Consider the following 13,826-nt stretch of genomic DNA (forward strand, 5'->3'; position numbering starts at 1 on the left):
CGGCCTACGTTCTGGAGGGATCGTGGCCGGGCAGTGGTGGAGCCTTTGACTGGTATGTGTGACCGGTAGGGGTGCTGATTTCCAGGATGTGAACGTCCCCGGGCATGACCTTGGTGCTCCAACCGGCGTTTTCCTTGGTGTGGTTGCACGCTTCGCATAGACCGGCGCCGTTAGCCAGGCTGGTGCCTCCTCCGGAACGCCACGGAACCACATGGTCAATATGCCGTATGGGCGCATCGCAATAAGGAGTCCGGCAACTATCGTCGCGGGTTTCAATGAAGCGCCGAAGCCCACCCGTGAAGAGCCGGGCTTTGGAATCGGTAGCGAGCAGTTCCCCTGTGCCCGGCGCGGTGTAGAGCCGGCCAAGCCATACGGTGAACTCTGCGTTCAGCCCTGCCGGGGGACCTTGGCTGGGGTGCCCTGCTCTAGAGGCTGGGTTCACGCCCGCCTGACCCACGGCTGAGTCTTGCCCTGTTCGAGAGGCTGGGTTCACGCCCGCCTGACCCAGAGGTGCGGCTTGCCCTGTTCGAGAGGCTGGGTTCACGCCCGCCTGACCCACGGCTGAGTCTTGCCCCAACGCGAGCAGTTCCCTTCCCCATTCAGCGGGGACGATTCCGTAGCCTTTGAGCCTTGCTGGTTCGCTGTCGCCTTGGAAAAGGGTGCGGTCAGTCATGACGAGGTCCAGGTTGATCCCCGAAATCCCGCCCGGGGTGCCCGTAATGCGTGCGGTGAGGGTGTCGGCCATGAGCTGGCCCCGACCCCGGGTATCCCCGCTGGAACGGGCAGAATCAGCCGCTCGAGTCAATGCGGCGTAGACCGCTACGCCCTGGGCTACCGGAAGCAATGCCGTCAGGTATGTCATAGTGTCCGGGGCTGGTCGGAGGCTGACGGTCCGCTCGGCCGCAGCACGGCTGGCCCGCCCGACCACTGACCGCGGATCCCGTCGATATGCGGCAGCTTTCGCGGCGGCAATGATCGCCTTATCGCCTTTGCCGTCAAAGGTCCCGGTGTCTGGTGCTAGCTCCTCGTCCACCGCACAACGGTCCTCGACAGACAGGCAGGCCGTCTCCTTAACAAGGAGCGTGGCGCGCCATTCATTCAAGTTCCCCGATTTCAGGGCCGCCAAGGTGCGGGGCATCTCCGTGACAAGGGCTTTCGCCAAGCCCAGGAGACGCGACCCACGGTTCGGTGACTCGCGCCGGGCCAACGCAACCTGGGCTCCCACACCTTGTCCACGCTCGGCCGCAGGAACGCCTGCCTCGGCTTGCTCGGCACGCTGGGCGAGATCAAAGGCCACGGCTATCCGCGCCTGCAAAGCGGAGATGGCAGACTTCATCTCCTCCAGGACCCGCAACTGTTCAATGAGGTCGCTACTGACGGTGCTGGCGGGTGCAGATCGCGCTCCGCCCAGGGAGTGGGCGGACGTGGCAGCAGCAAGCGGACCCGCCACCCCGGCGGCCGCTCGCTTCTCCCCAATTCGCTCCATGCCCTAACTCTGGCAGCAGGCACCGACAAAATAACGTCGGTCATCCAGCCGAAGCCCAATTCAGTGGCCGCGACGTGAGGGAGTCCCTCGGAGGACCTCCCTTAAGCGGGACTCCCCCACGCTTAGAAAACCTGATGTTCTGGAGTCATGACCACAACTCTCCCCAGTACCAAGACCCGGCGCTTGCCTCTAGTGACCTACGTTCTGGCGGCGGGCGTGTTCCTGATGGGAACCACCGAGTTCATTGTTGCGGGCATCCTGCCGGAGATCGCCACTGATCTTGGCACGTCCGTAGCCGATGCGGGCCTCATGATCACGGTCTTCGCGGTGGGGATGATCGTGGGCACGCCCACGATGTCCATTTTGACGCTCAAGCTGCCACGCCGCCTGACGCTGAGCCTCGCACTGGTGGTCTTCGCCGTGGGCCACGTCATCGTGGCGCTAACCTCCGATTTCACGCTCATTCTTGGCGCACGTTTCCTCACTGCTTTGGCGACTGGCGCATTCTGGGCGGTAGCCGCCGTCGTGGGTGCCAAAGCGGCGGGTGCGGCTTCAGCGTCCCGGGCGCTGGGCGTTGTCCTCGGCGGTGGCATGCTCGCCAATGTGGTGGGTGTACCCCTTGGATCGTTTGCCGGGCAGGTGGTGGGCTGGCGGGGGCCGTTTTGGGCGTTGGCTGTCCTCGCGCTGGTGGCCTCCGGTGTTGTGTACCGGCTGGTCCCGGTCACCCCGGAATCCGGCGCTGCTCCGTCAGTGCGGGCCGAGCTTGCCAGCATGCGTGATGCCCGGGTCTGGCTTGTCCTGGCGGGCTGCGCGATCGTGTGCGGATCGTCCTTGGCCGCTTACAGCTTCATCGCTCCCCTGCTGACGGTAAATACCGGACTTGCCGTTACCGTGGTGCCATTGGTGCTGGTGGCCTACGGCGTGGGGGCGTTCATAGGCTCGAATTTGGGAGGCCGCTTCGGCGCCCGCCACCCCTATCCGGCGCTCTTCATCCCGGCCGGCATGACATTCCTGGTGCTGGGTGCCCTTGCACTGTTCTCCCGCTACGCGCTGGTCACCGTGGTGCTGATCTTCCTGCTGGGGCTTTTCGGCATGGCTACCAATCCGATCCTGATCAGCAAAGCCGTTGGTTATGCAGGCAACGCACCGACTTTGGCGTCGGCGTTGAGCACCTCAGCATTCAACTTCGGTACGGCAGTGGGCTCGTGGATCGCTGGTTACGCCTTGGAGTCGGCGCTTGGTGTCACAGGTCCTGTGGTGGTGGGAACAGTGATCGCCGCACTGTACTTAGTGCCCCTTACCTTGCTGATGCTCAAGGATCGAAAGGCAGGTGATTCGGCATGAGGCGCTCCATTCCTGGGCTGCAGGTGCCGGCAATAACGGTTACATTTGCCCTTGCCCTGCTTCTGGCACTGCCCGGTTGCAGCCCGGCACCAAAGGACGGGCCAGCTCCGCGACCAGACGATGGGACAGCACGACCCCGGGAAACAGCCACCACCGCAGGGACATCAGGACCCTGGGAGTCACCCACCACCGCCGTGGACAGCGTGGCAGGTACCGTGGTCCGCTTCAGCACCCATTCGGAAACACTGAATGTGACCATCGACGAGGACAGCCCCGCCACCCGGGACTTCCTGAGCATGCTGCCCCTCACCCTCACCATGGAAGAGTTCGCCGGCCGGGAGAAGATCGCGGACCTGCCCAGGCCTCTCCGCCACGAAGGCTCACCCGGATCCGACCCCGGGGACGGCGACCTCATCTACTTCATCCCTTGGGGAAACCTGGGGTTCTACTACAACGCATCGGGTATCGAATTCTCGGACCAAACCGTGCACCTGGGACGCTACGACGCCACCCCGCAAGAGCTCGCGCGTTTTGAGGGCCAGGAAGTGCACGTGGAAGTCGTGCGCTGACCCTCGCAGGCACCGCAGCCTGCGGCAGCGCGGGGCGGCAGCACCGCCGTCGCACGCTGTCCGGCGGTCAGCTGTCCGTTCGAGTCTTTTCCGACGCCGGGTGGGCGCCTTGCCGGTATTCGCTGGCCGCCCATGATGCCAACAGTTGCAGGCGCTCGGCCGACGGCGATCCGGGTTCCGCCGCGTAGATGGTGAGGGTCAATCCAGGTTCTGCTGCCATCTCCAGACCCTCAAACGCGAGCGTCATCTCGCCGACAACCGGGTGGTTGAACGTCTTGAACCCGGTGCCGTGATGGCGGACGTTGTGGGCGCCCCAGCGGGTGCGGAATTCCTCGCTGCGGGTGCTGAGCTCGCCAATGAGGTCGTGAAGTTCTTTGTTGTGCGGGTCGCGGCCAGCCTCAGTGCGCAGGATGGAAACGGTGACCTCGGCGAAGGCGTCCCAGTCCGGATAGAACTGATGGGCACGCTGGTCGAGGAAGGTGAACCTGGCGATGTTGGGTGACTGGCCGGGCATGTCGTAGCAGTCCTTATAAAACGCCCGGGCCAAGGGGTTAACAGCAAGCAGGTCCATCCGGCCGTTCCTGACGAAGGCGGGGCCGGCCGTGACGGCGTCCAGTGCCCATTGCAGGCTCTGGTGGGGAACATAGGACGTGGAGTTCCGGCGCCTCGGGGGCCGCGCTACGGGACTGGCGGCGTGGGCGAGATCGAACAGGTGCGCCCGCTCGGCGTCGTCCAGGTTCAGTGCCCTGGCCAGGCTCTCCAGTACTTGCGGCGAAGCTCCGCTGATGGCTCCGCGCTCCAAACGCGTGTAATACTCCACGCTCAGACCTGCAAGCGTGGCAACTTCGCTGCGACGCAATCCCTTGACCCGACGGTTGGATCCCGTGGGCAAACCAACCTGTTCCGGTGCCACCTGTGCCCGCCGGGAAATCAGGAATTCGCGTACTTCTGCCCTGTTGTCCATGCCCTCCATGCTAGGGCGGGCCCTTCACGGGAGGGAGTCCCTGAGAGGGCCTCCACCACGGCAACGCCGGAAGGGGACGGTTACGTCTCCTCGGAGGCGGCTTTGCGGCGTGAAACCAGCACGGGACTGTGGGCGTGGTGGAGCACAGCGTGGGCGGTTGAGCCGATGGTGCCTTTGATGAGGCCATGTCCTTTGGTCCCCACCACCGTGAGCCGAGCACTTTGTGAAGCTTTGACCACGGCACGGGAGAAGGATGAGTCCACCAGCAACTCGCCGGACACTGTGATCCCGGGGGCTTTGTGCCGGGCATGGCTCAGCACGGAGTCGAGCATCGCTTCAGCGTCCGGGTATGCCTCCACGGGCTCGCGCAACCGCCTGTAGCCCTCGGGCTCGTGCAGTACGTGAACGATCATGAGTTCAGCACCCGTTGCTTCAGCGAAATGGCAGGCATCCTCAAGTGCCGCCGGTGATCCAGCGTCATCCACGGCAAGCAACACAAAACCATCAGGGTTGTCGTCAGCACGGATCACTGCCACCGGGCACTCTGCCGTTGCGGCCATCTCCAGGCTGACGGATCCCACCAGCAAACCCATGAACCCGCCAAGTCCCCGGCTTCCGAGCACCAACATCGCAGCGCCGGCCGAAACGTGGGCCAGGTGATCGCGAGGCATCCCGTGCAACAAGGTGGTGTGGACTTCCAGCTCGGGGACGGTCTCCTTGGCGAGGGCAACACCTTCTTCCAGGACTTTCTGGGCAGCCCGTTCCAGGCCGCTGTCGGCAACCCCGGGAACGGGTCCCCTGTTGTGGGACAGCAGGACCCACAAGGAGCAGTGCACTACGTGGAGGGAACAGCCGCGCAGGATCGCATGTTTGGCGGCCCACTGGACGGCACGGTGCGATTCTTCGGATCCGTCATAGCCAACCACGATCGTCTTCGATGCGCCCTCGTTCGTCATGGCCAGAGCCTACGCCGGCACCGGGAGCGGCACCATAGCGTAACGCCCGACGCCACAACGCAACACGCTGCTAGGCTCCGATGCTGACACTTCAGGAGGAAACATCGTGGGCTTTGCCGAAGAACTCAGGAACCAGTCGGCCATTGATTGGGACGCAGCAGTGAACCATCCGTTCGTGGACCAGCTGCTGGACGGATCCCTTCCTGATGAGCGGCTGCGCCAGTACCTGGTGCAGGATTACCAGTTCTGCGATGCCTTCACCGCCCTGCTGGGACAGGCCGTCGCCTCAGCACCTTCGCTCCCTTCACGCCTGGTGTTTGCCCGGGTTCTGGGGGCTTTCGCCTCTGACGAGAACACGTACTTCCAGGACTGCTTCGATGAACTGTACGTCCCGGAAACGGAGCGGACATCGCCTGCCCTCGGAAGCGCCACCCAGGCCTTCGACGCCCTCATGCGGGAAGCCTTGGCGAGCCGCTCCTACCCAGAGGTCATCGCTGTGCTGCTGGTCGCTGAGTGGCTTTACGGAGAGTGGGCCGGCCGCGCCGGAGGTCCCGCGCAGTGGCCCTCCGAACCCAAGCACTCCGAATGGATCCGGCTCCACAACAACCCTGAGTACAACGCGTGGGTGACGTGGCTGCGCGACGAGTTCGACGCCGTCGAGCCTTCACGCCCGCAGGAGCGGCAACGCGTTGCCGTGGTCTTCGCCGAGGCCGTGCGGCTGGAGCGGGCGTTCTTCGACGCGGCGCTTGTCCCGGACGAGGCCTACGCCGCAAAGTAGGAGCGGACGGGCCCTTGCTTTTCGGCCCCGTGTTCATCAGAACCACGGCAGGCCTCGGGACTTCCCGTCAGGTCAGTCCAGTGCCAGCTCTCGGGGCAGTAATCGTTGTCGCAAAATTGCCAGGTCATGGGTCCCTCAGTCTCGCCTGCTTGTGTCTCCCTCAGTAGGAGCCGCGGGCAGGTGGAACGTGACGGAGGACGGGCCGTGAGCTGCGCCGCAATCTACGGACAAATGCAGCGGACTAAAGCAGCGGAACTCCCGGCACTACCCGGTAAACGCGAAGATCAGCGCCGAGCCGAGGGACAAGAGACCTATCCCGTAGCCCACCACCAAAGCGGCGATGGCAAAGCCCCGTCCACGTTCACCGCGCTGCTCGATCTGGTTCAGGGCCACGTGCCCCGCCCCGACTACGAAGACCGCGATCACTGCCATGCCCGCGAAGAACAGCCCCGCGAGGGCAAGGACGGCCATGGCCGCGGCAACCAGGGCCTGCCGGTTGATCGGCTGGGTGGACGCTTCAGTGTGGTTAGCCTGAACGATCTCCGTTGACATGTTCTCTCCCCATTTGTAAGTGCCCCGAGTCTATCCCCCGGCACGCCCGAAACCCGCGCGAATTACCGGTGTTTGAACTCCGGTTGGCGCTTCTCGCTGAATGCGGCCATGCCTTCCTTTTGGTCCTCGGTGGCGAAGAGCGAGTGGAACACGCGCCGTTCGAAGACCACCCCCTGGGACAGGCCCATTTCGAAGGCCGCGTTGACGGCTTCCTTGGCCACCATGGCGGCGGGTTTGGACTTGGAGGCGATGACTTCCGCTGCCTTGACCGCTTCGTCGATGACCTCAGCGGCGGGCACCACCCTGGAGACCAGGCCGGAGCGTTCGGCTTCATCAGCGTCCATGAACCTGCCGGTCAGGACCATGTCCATGGCCTTGGCCTTGCCGACGGCGCGGGTCAGCCGCTGGGAGCCTCCCATTCCAGGGATCACGCCCAGGTTGATCTCCGGCTGGCCGAACTTGGCGTTGTCCCCGGCGATGATGAAATCGGCCATCATGGCCAGCTCACACCCACCACCCAAAGCAAAGCCGGACACAGCCGCAACAACAGGGATCCGGAGGCGGGTGAGGTCCTCCCAGCGCCGGAACCAGTCCGCCGCGTACATGTCCATGTAGCTGTTGGAGGACATTTCCTTGATGTCGGCACCGGCAGCAAACGCCTTGGCCGATCCCGTGATTACTACTGCGCCCACGTCGGGATCGGTGTCCATTGAAGTGACGGCATCCACGAGTTCATTCATCAGTGCAGTGTTCAGCGCGTTCAATGCCTCCGGCCGGTTCAGGGTCACCAGCCCAACGCGTCCCCGACGCTCCACCACAATGTTCTGGTACTGCTCCGTCATACTCTCCCTCTCGCCAAGCTCCATCAATCCCTTACCCTTTCAAACCTCTCACGCGGACTTGTCGCGGATCTCCGTAATGATGCCGGAGAAGTCCCTTCCGGCGCCTTCGCCTGCAGCAAAGGCATCGTAAATCCGTGATGCCAGCGGCCCCATCTCCGCCGCGACACCCGTGCTTTCCAACGCGTTCAGGGCCAGGCGCAGGTCCTTGGCCATCAAAGCTCCGGCAAAACCAGGCTGGTAATCGCGGTTGGCCGGGCTGGTGGGCACAGGTCCCGGAACGGGGCAGTTGGTGGTCAACGCCCAGCATTGCCCCGAGGCGTTGGAAGCGACGTCGAACAACGCCTGATGCGTGAGGCCCAACTTTTCACCGAGAACAAACGCTTCGGCCACCGCAATCATGGACACTCCCAGGATCATGTTGTTGCACACCTTGGCAGCCTGCCCTGCGCCGTGGTCTCCGCAGTGGACAATCCGTTTGCCCATCAGTTCCAGGATGGGCTTCACGGTCTCGAAGTCCTCCGGCAAAGCACCCACCATGAACGTCAACGTGCCGGCTTCGGCCCCCACCACACCGCCGGAAACCGGGGCGTCCACTGAGCGGTGCCCGGCTTCAAGGGCAACGGCGGCAGCTTCCCGGGCTTCGTCCACATTGATGGTGGAACAGTCCAGGAAGAGTGTGTTTGGCCGGGCAATGGAAAGCAGTCCCGGGCCGTCAACTCCACGATAGGCATCCAGGACGTGCTTGCCGCTGGGCAGCATGGTCAGCACCACTGCCGCCTCCGCAGCAGCTTCATGTGCCGTGGCGGCCATGGGAATCCCATGGCCCACCGCTGCCTCGACGGCTGCCGGAACGGGATCATAGCCAATGACGTTGTGCCCGGCCTTGATCAGGTTGGCCGCCATCGGCCCACCCATATGTCCGAGTCCAAGGAACGCGATGAGTCCCGTTTCCGATCCTTGGATATCTGCCATGGCTGCATTCTCTGTCATACCGTCTCCTTCGACTCGCTGCCCAGTGTGGCCAAACCCAGTTCCCGTTCCCCGAGCGGCGCAAAGTAGCCCTCGACGTCGGACGGGCGGACGTCTGCCAGGATGGGCGGCTTCCATTGCGGATTCCTGTCCTTGTCCACCACCTGCGCCCGGATGCCCTCACGGAAGTCAGGACCGGCCAGGCAGCGAAGCCCCACGCGGTATTCCTGATCCAGCGCTTCCTCGAGCGGGAGTCCTCGGACCCGTCGCAACGACGCCAGAGCGACCTTCACGGACGTCGGTGACTTCGCCTCGATCGTGTCCGCCGCAGCGATCGCCTGATCGCCCAAAGAGCGAAGGCTCCGCACAATTTCTTCGGCGTCGTCATGCACGTATGCGGCGTCGATCCACTCGCGCTGTGCCGCCAAAGCTGACTCCGGCGCGGCTTGGGCAAAGCGCCCGACGGCGGCTTCCGGCGTCGAGCTTTCCAGCGCTTCGGCCAGTGCGGGCAGGTTTTCGGACGGCACGAAGTAATCGGCGAGCCCCATGAACAGGGCGTCGGCTCCCGAGAGGTGGGCGCCGGTCAGGGCTGCGTGGGTTCCCGTCTCCCCCGGCGAGCGGGACAGCAGCAGCGTGCCGCCGACGTCGGGCACAAAACCAATGGTGGTCTCGGGCATCCCGGTGCGGGTCCGTTCGGTGACAATCCGGACCGAGCCGTGGGCCGAGATTCCGACGCCGCCACCCAGCACCAGGCCGTCCATGAACGCCACATATGGTTTGGGGTACTGCGAAATGAGCAGGTTCAGGCGGTACTCCTCAGCCCAGAACTCCGCAGTTTCAGTGCCGCCGTGCAGCATGTCCTTGTAAATGGCCACGATGTCACCGCCTGCGCAGAGCCCGCGGTCACCGGCGCCGCGCACCAACACCGTGGCAACGGCGTCGTCGCCGGCCCAATCGGTCAGCTGCCGGAGCATGGCTTCCACCATTCCCGCGTTCAGCGCGTTGACCGCCTTGGGGCGGTTCAGGGTGACGATCCCCAAGTGGCCGCGACGCTCGAACAGGACTTCTTCCTCTGCCGCTTCGGCCCCCATTAGCTGCCTGCCGGCATGATGAAGCTGGCGCCCTGGCGGATGCCGGAGGGCCACCGCGACGTCACGGTCTTGGTCTTGGTGTAGAAGCGGAAGGCGTCTGCGCCGTGCTGGTTGAGGTCGCCGAAGCCGGAGGCCTTCCAGCCGCCGAACGTGTAGTACGCGATCGGCACCGGGATCGGCACGTTGATGCCCACCATGCCCACCTCCACGCGGCTGGCAAAGTCGCGGGCGGAGTCGCCGTCGCGGGTGAAAATAGCGACGCCGTTGCCAAACTCGTGCTCGCTGCAGAGCCGCAGCGCTTCGTCGTAGTCAGCGGCACGCAGCACACTGAGGACCGGACCGAAGATCTCTTCCTTGTAGATCTTCATGTCCTTGGTGACGTTGTCGAAGAGGGTGGGGCCTACCCAGAAGCCGCCGTCGTAACCGTCCACGGTCAGCCCGCGGCCATCGGCCACCAGGGTTGCGCCTTCGTCCACGCCGGACTGGATGTAGCCCTCAATCCGCTCCTTTGCAGAAGCTGCCACCACGGGACCGAAGTCTGAATCCTTATCCAGGCTGTGGCCCACCTTCAGGTCCTTGACGCGCTCGGTCAGCTTGGCCACCAACGCATCGGCAGTTTCCTGGCCCACCGGTACGGCCACGGAGATCGCCATGCAGCGTTCGCCGGCGGAACCATACCCGGCACCAATCAGCGCGTCGGCTGCCATGTCCAGATCGGCGTCGGGCATGATCACCATGTGGTTCTTTGCCCCGCCGAAGCACTGCGCCCGCTTGCCGTGCGCGGCCGCTGTGGCGTAGATGTACTGGGCAATGGGCGTGGAGCCGACGAAGCCGATGGCCTTGACCCGTGGATCCTCGAGCAGTGCATCCACGGCTTCCTTGTCGCCGTTGATGACGTTGAAGACGCCGTTGGGAACCCCTGCCTCGCTGTACAGCTCAGCAAGGCGAAGCGGCACTGAGGGATCCCGTTCGGAAGGCTTGAGGATAAAGGCGTTACCGGCGGCGAGCGCGGGACCGGACTTCCAAAGGGGAATCATGGCGGGGAAGTTGAACGGCGTAATACCTGCCACCACGCCCAGGGGCTGGCGAAGCGAGTGGACGTCGATCCCCTGGCCTGCGTTGTCCGAGAACTCGCCTTTGAGCAAGTGCGGCGCACCGGCCGAGAACTCCACAACCTCGATGCCGCGTTGGATATCGCCCTTGGCGTCGGCGAAGGTCTTGCCGTGCTCAGAGGACAGGAGTTTTGCCAGTTCATCCATGTTCTCGTTGACCAGGTCCACGAACTTGAGCAGGATGCGTCCGCGGCGTTGCGGGTTCATGGCCGCCCATTCCAGCTGGCCCTTCTCGGCATTTGCGACGGCGTTGCGGACCTCGTCCGCGCTGGCCAGCGGAAGCCGGGCCTGGACTTCGCCTGTGCAGGGATCGTAGACGTCACTGAAACGGCCGGACGTGCCGTCCACCCTTTGGCCGTCCATGTAGTGGGAAAGTTCGCGCACCATGGTGAAATGCTCCTTTGCATCGTGAATGACTGCCGTGCCGCTGGTTCTGGGACCACTGCGGGGAACACGTGACCAACTGTGATCCAGGTCATCTCTGAACCTGAATATACTCGGACTTCCTACTAATTTCCAGAGGGTGCCCTGAAGGCGCTCAGTGGACCTCCTTCATCCCCTTGTACGCCTCCAGGGCATCGGCCCGGGTAGCTTTCAGGTCAACGATTTCCTCCGGATAATCGGGCGTTCCGAACTCGGGAAGCCAGTGGGCAATGTACTTTCCCTGCGGATCGAACCTGGTCCGCTGGGCCTCAGGGTTAAAGATCCGGAAGAAGGGCGAGGCATCCGCCCCGGAGCCCGCCACCCACTGCCAATTGGCAGGATTCGACGCCGGATCGGCATCCACCAGGGTGTCCCAGAACCACTGCTCACCGAGCTGCCAATGGATGCCCAGGTTCTTGACGAGGAAGCTGGCAGCCACCATCCGGACACGGTTATGCATCCAGCCGGTGTGCCACAGCTGGCGTTGCCCGGCGTCCACCATGGGGAAGCCGGTGCGGCCCTGCTGCCATGCGCGGAACTCCTCCGGCGCGCTCTCATGCCCGGGGTGTTTCCCGTTTGCTCCGTTACTACCGGGCCAAGCCCACGGGAACCGGTCAAACTCGGGGCGAAGGTTGGCTGTGGCGATCTCCGGGTTGTGGAAATACTGATGCCAGCAGAATTCGCGCCAGCCGAGCTCGGAGGCATAGATGCTTGCACTTTCGGAACGTTTGGATCCCAGCGCATGCCACACTTCAAAGGGGCTCAGCTCGCCCCACCGCAGGTAGGGAGACAAGCAACTGCTGCCATCAGTGTCCGGGCGGTTCCTGCCCTCGCTGTAGTTATCCAGTCCGTCCGCCACGAACGCAGCGAGCCGCTTGTGCCCGGCAGCTGACCCAGGGGTCCACATCTCCGCCAATCCACCGGACCAGTCCGGGGTGGTGGGCAGCAGCTGCCAGGAATCCAGGTCATCGTACGCCGGCAATTTTCCGGTGAATCCGTGGCCTTTTGCCGGGACGGCCAGCGGTTCACGGAATTCCTGGGCTGACACTGTCCGCCAGAAAGGCGTAAAAACCTTGTATTGTCCGCCCGTTCTGGTGGTGACATTCCACGGTTCATGAAGGAGGGAGGCCTGGAAACTAGCCACATGCAGGCCGGCCTCGCCCGCCCAAGCCTTGAGTCCGGCGTCGACCGTCCGCTCGGCTGCACCGTAGCGACGGTTCCAGTACAGCGCGCCCGCGCCCAGCGTCGTCGCCGTTTTCTGCACGATGTCCGCGGCAGGACCGCGGCGGAGCAGCAGCGGGATGCCGAGTTTGTCCAGGTCCTCACGCAGCGCCGTCAGCGAATGGTGGAGCCACCAGCGTGCGGCGCCCCCGTGGGCCCGGATGCCCGGCGACTCTTCGTCGAGGACGAACAAAGCCACGGCTTCGCCGTCGTCGACGGCGGCCCGCAAGGCCGGATTGTCGGCGACCCTCAGGTCGTCCCGGAACCATACGATGGACGGTTTCATCAATTCCTTTCAGCGCACACTCCGGAAACGGGAACAGCCCGTGCCCCCTATGAAATCCTAGGGGCACGGGCTGGACGCTGGCTGTTGAATGAAATCAGGCGATGGACGGAACTGCTTCCTCCGCCATATCCGAAAGGGCGGCGGTGCTGGCCTCAGTCTCATGCCACATGGGAACGCTGTTCACCACATAGTCCCTGGCGGCCGGGCCTACCATGCTCATCCCGGCGTAGATCCTGTGGCCATTTTCTTTAGTGGGCCTGAGCCCCTCAAGTTCCAGGGCTGTCTTGAAAGCGGAGTCGGGAATGGGAATCTTACGTCCAAGAACGCACCAGCTGATGTACAGGCCGTAGAAAGTGTCAAAATCCAAGCCGTTCTCAGTGTCGTCCTCAAACACCACACAGTCGCGAATAAAGCTGCCAATTTGGGTGTCGGTCATTACGGGCCTCCGGCGTCGGAAGAAAAAGCGGGCCGCCGGGCTGCATCAGCGAATGTCCTATCCCTCACTATAGACCCGTTCGGGTTACCCGGACGACGAAATGAGGTTAACTCTGGGTTGAGGGGTGGAAAATCCCGTGTCGTGGCGGGAGATTATTGAATAGCTGCCTTAAGCTCTTTCGCCGCCAGTTCCGGGTCGGCCGCGCTGTAGATCGCGCTGCCGGCAACTGCCACGTCCGCACCGGCCAACTGCACGGCTCCAATGGTTGAGGCATTGACTCCTCCGGCCACGGAGAACGGCACGCGGGCCTCTTCACCGGCGTTGAGCAGGCCGCGGAGGTCGAAACCGGGTTGGGCCTGCTCATCAAGGCCGGCGTGGAACTCGACGAATTTCGCGCCCAAAGCCCGGGCTTCCTTGGCGCGGGTCACCTTGTCAGCCACACCAATGAGGTCCACCACGATGCCCTTGTTGTGGGATTGTGCAGCTTTTACTGCTCCGGCAATAGTGGAGTCGTCCGCCGTTCCAAGGACAGACACCAGGTCGGCGCCGGCCTTGAACGCGATATCGGCTTCGAGTTCCCCTGCGTCCATGGTCTTCATGTCTGCGAACACGATCTTGCCCGGGTGCGCTTCCTTGATTGCTGTCACAGCGGACAGGCCCTCGGCCTTGATCAGAGGCGTACCCAGCTCAATGATGTCCACGTGCGCGGCCACTTTGCCGGCCAGTTCCAGGGCGTCTTCGATGGTGAGGAGGTCGAGTGCAACTTGCAGCTTCATGGGGTGATGTCCTTCGTTGGA

General features: G+C 63.7%; 14 protein-coding genes. 3 read left to right on the top strand and 11 right to left on the bottom strand.

Going from position 1 to position 13,826, the window contains the following annotated elements; translation table 11 throughout:
* Positions 1 to 4: 4 nt before the first annotated feature.
* Positions 5 to 1,486 (bottom strand): HNH endonuclease, encoded by a 1,482-nt coding sequence (locus tag AC6JA3_RS19145; protein WP_497920516.1) that lies wholly within the window; start codon positions 1,484 to 1,486, stop codon positions 5 to 7.
* A gap of 147 nt (positions 1,487 to 1,633) precedes the next feature.
* On the opposite strand from AC6JA3_RS19145, the gene AC6JA3_RS19150 reads away from it, so the two are divergent.
* Positions 1,634 to 2,830 carry an MFS transporter gene (locus AC6JA3_RS19150; protein WP_026548160.1) on the top strand — a complete coding sequence of 399 codons (1,197 nt, stop codon included), beginning with the start codon at positions 1,634 to 1,636 and terminating at the stop codon, positions 2,828 to 2,830.
* Positions 2,827 to 3,399 (top strand): cyclophilin-like fold protein, encoded by a 573-nt coding sequence (locus tag AC6JA3_RS19155; protein WP_051420989.1) that lies wholly within the window; start codon positions 2,827 to 2,829, stop codon positions 3,397 to 3,399. Before AC6JA3_RS19150 ends, AC6JA3_RS19155 begins: the two co-directional genes overlap by 4 nt.
* Before the next feature lie 67 nt (positions 3,400 to 3,466).
* Here the strand turns inward: AC6JA3_RS19155 and AC6JA3_RS19160 are convergent, their stop codons facing one another.
* Positions 3,467 to 4,363: a helix-turn-helix transcriptional regulator gene (locus tag AC6JA3_RS19160; protein WP_026542264.1), complete on the bottom strand. Its 897-nt coding sequence runs from the start codon at positions 4,361 to 4,363 to the stop codon at positions 3,467 to 3,469.
* 80 nt (positions 4,364 to 4,443) lie between these two features.
* On the bottom strand, positions 4,444 to 5,319 hold the full coding sequence (locus tag AC6JA3_RS19165) for a universal stress protein (protein ID WP_026548162.1): 876 nt from the start codon (positions 5,317 to 5,319) through the stop codon (positions 4,444 to 4,446).
* 106 nt (positions 5,320 to 5,425) lie between these two features.
* Here AC6JA3_RS19165 and AC6JA3_RS19170 point away from each other — a divergent pair, with 106 nt between their 5' ends.
* A complete protein-coding gene (locus AC6JA3_RS19170) occupies positions 5,426 to 6,097 on the top strand; it encodes a TenA family protein (protein WP_497920517.1) in 672 nt (223 codons plus the stop codon).
* Between the two features lie 264 nt (positions 6,098 to 6,361).
* Here AC6JA3_RS19170 and AC6JA3_RS19175 read toward each other — a convergent pair whose 3' ends face one another.
* The 8 genes from AC6JA3_RS19175 to hxlA form a co-directional block, all read right to left on the bottom strand.
* Positions 6,362 to 6,649, bottom strand: coding sequence for a DUF4190 domain-containing protein (locus AC6JA3_RS19175; RefSeq protein WP_051420990.1), 288 nt, complete (start codon positions 6,647 to 6,649; stop codon positions 6,362 to 6,364).
* A gap of 62 nt (positions 6,650 to 6,711) precedes the next feature.
* Positions 6,712 to 7,491, bottom strand: coding sequence for an enoyl-CoA hydratase (locus AC6JA3_RS19180; protein ID WP_026542260.1), 780 nt, complete (start codon positions 7,489 to 7,491; stop codon positions 6,712 to 6,714).
* A 48-nt stretch (positions 7,492 to 7,539) separates the two neighbouring features.
* The gene (gene mmsB / locus AC6JA3_RS19185; RefSeq protein ID WP_043433298.1) at positions 7,540 to 8,481 is read right to left on the bottom strand and encodes a 3-hydroxyisobutyrate dehydrogenase; all 942 of its coding nucleotides are present in this window, start codon (positions 8,479 to 8,481) and stop codon (positions 7,540 to 7,542) included.
* Positions 8,478 to 9,551 (bottom strand): enoyl-CoA hydratase/isomerase family protein, encoded by a 1,074-nt coding sequence (locus AC6JA3_RS19190; RefSeq protein WP_026548165.1) that lies wholly within the window; start codon positions 9,549 to 9,551, stop codon positions 8,478 to 8,480. Before AC6JA3_RS19190 ends, mmsB begins: the two co-directional genes overlap by 4 nt.
* Positions 9,551 to 11,050 (bottom strand): CoA-acylating methylmalonate-semialdehyde dehydrogenase, encoded by a 1,500-nt coding sequence (locus AC6JA3_RS19195; RefSeq protein WP_026542257.1) that lies wholly within the window; start codon positions 11,048 to 11,050, stop codon positions 9,551 to 9,553. Before AC6JA3_RS19195 ends, AC6JA3_RS19190 begins: the two co-directional genes overlap by 1 nt.
* Before the next feature lie 151 nt (positions 11,051 to 11,201).
* Complete coding sequence (locus tag AC6JA3_RS19200) at positions 11,202 to 12,593, bottom strand: cryptochrome/photolyase family protein (RefSeq protein WP_347781995.1); 1,392 nt, start codon at positions 12,591 to 12,593, stop codon at positions 11,202 to 11,204.
* Positions 12,594 to 12,687: 94 nt separating this feature from the next.
* The gene (locus tag AC6JA3_RS19205) at positions 12,688 to 13,029 is read right to left on the bottom strand and encodes a hypothetical protein (RefSeq protein WP_026542255.1); all 342 of its coding nucleotides are present in this window, start codon (positions 13,027 to 13,029) and stop codon (positions 12,688 to 12,690) included.
* Positions 13,030 to 13,181: 152 nt separating this feature from the next.
* Positions 13,182 to 13,805, bottom strand: coding sequence for a 3-hexulose-6-phosphate synthase (gene hxlA / locus AC6JA3_RS19210; RefSeq protein WP_026542254.1), 624 nt, complete (start codon positions 13,803 to 13,805; stop codon positions 13,182 to 13,184).
* Positions 13,806 to 13,826: the final 21 nt, after the last annotated feature.

The organism is Arthrobacter sp. TmtSoilC79 (assembly GCF_059739405.1).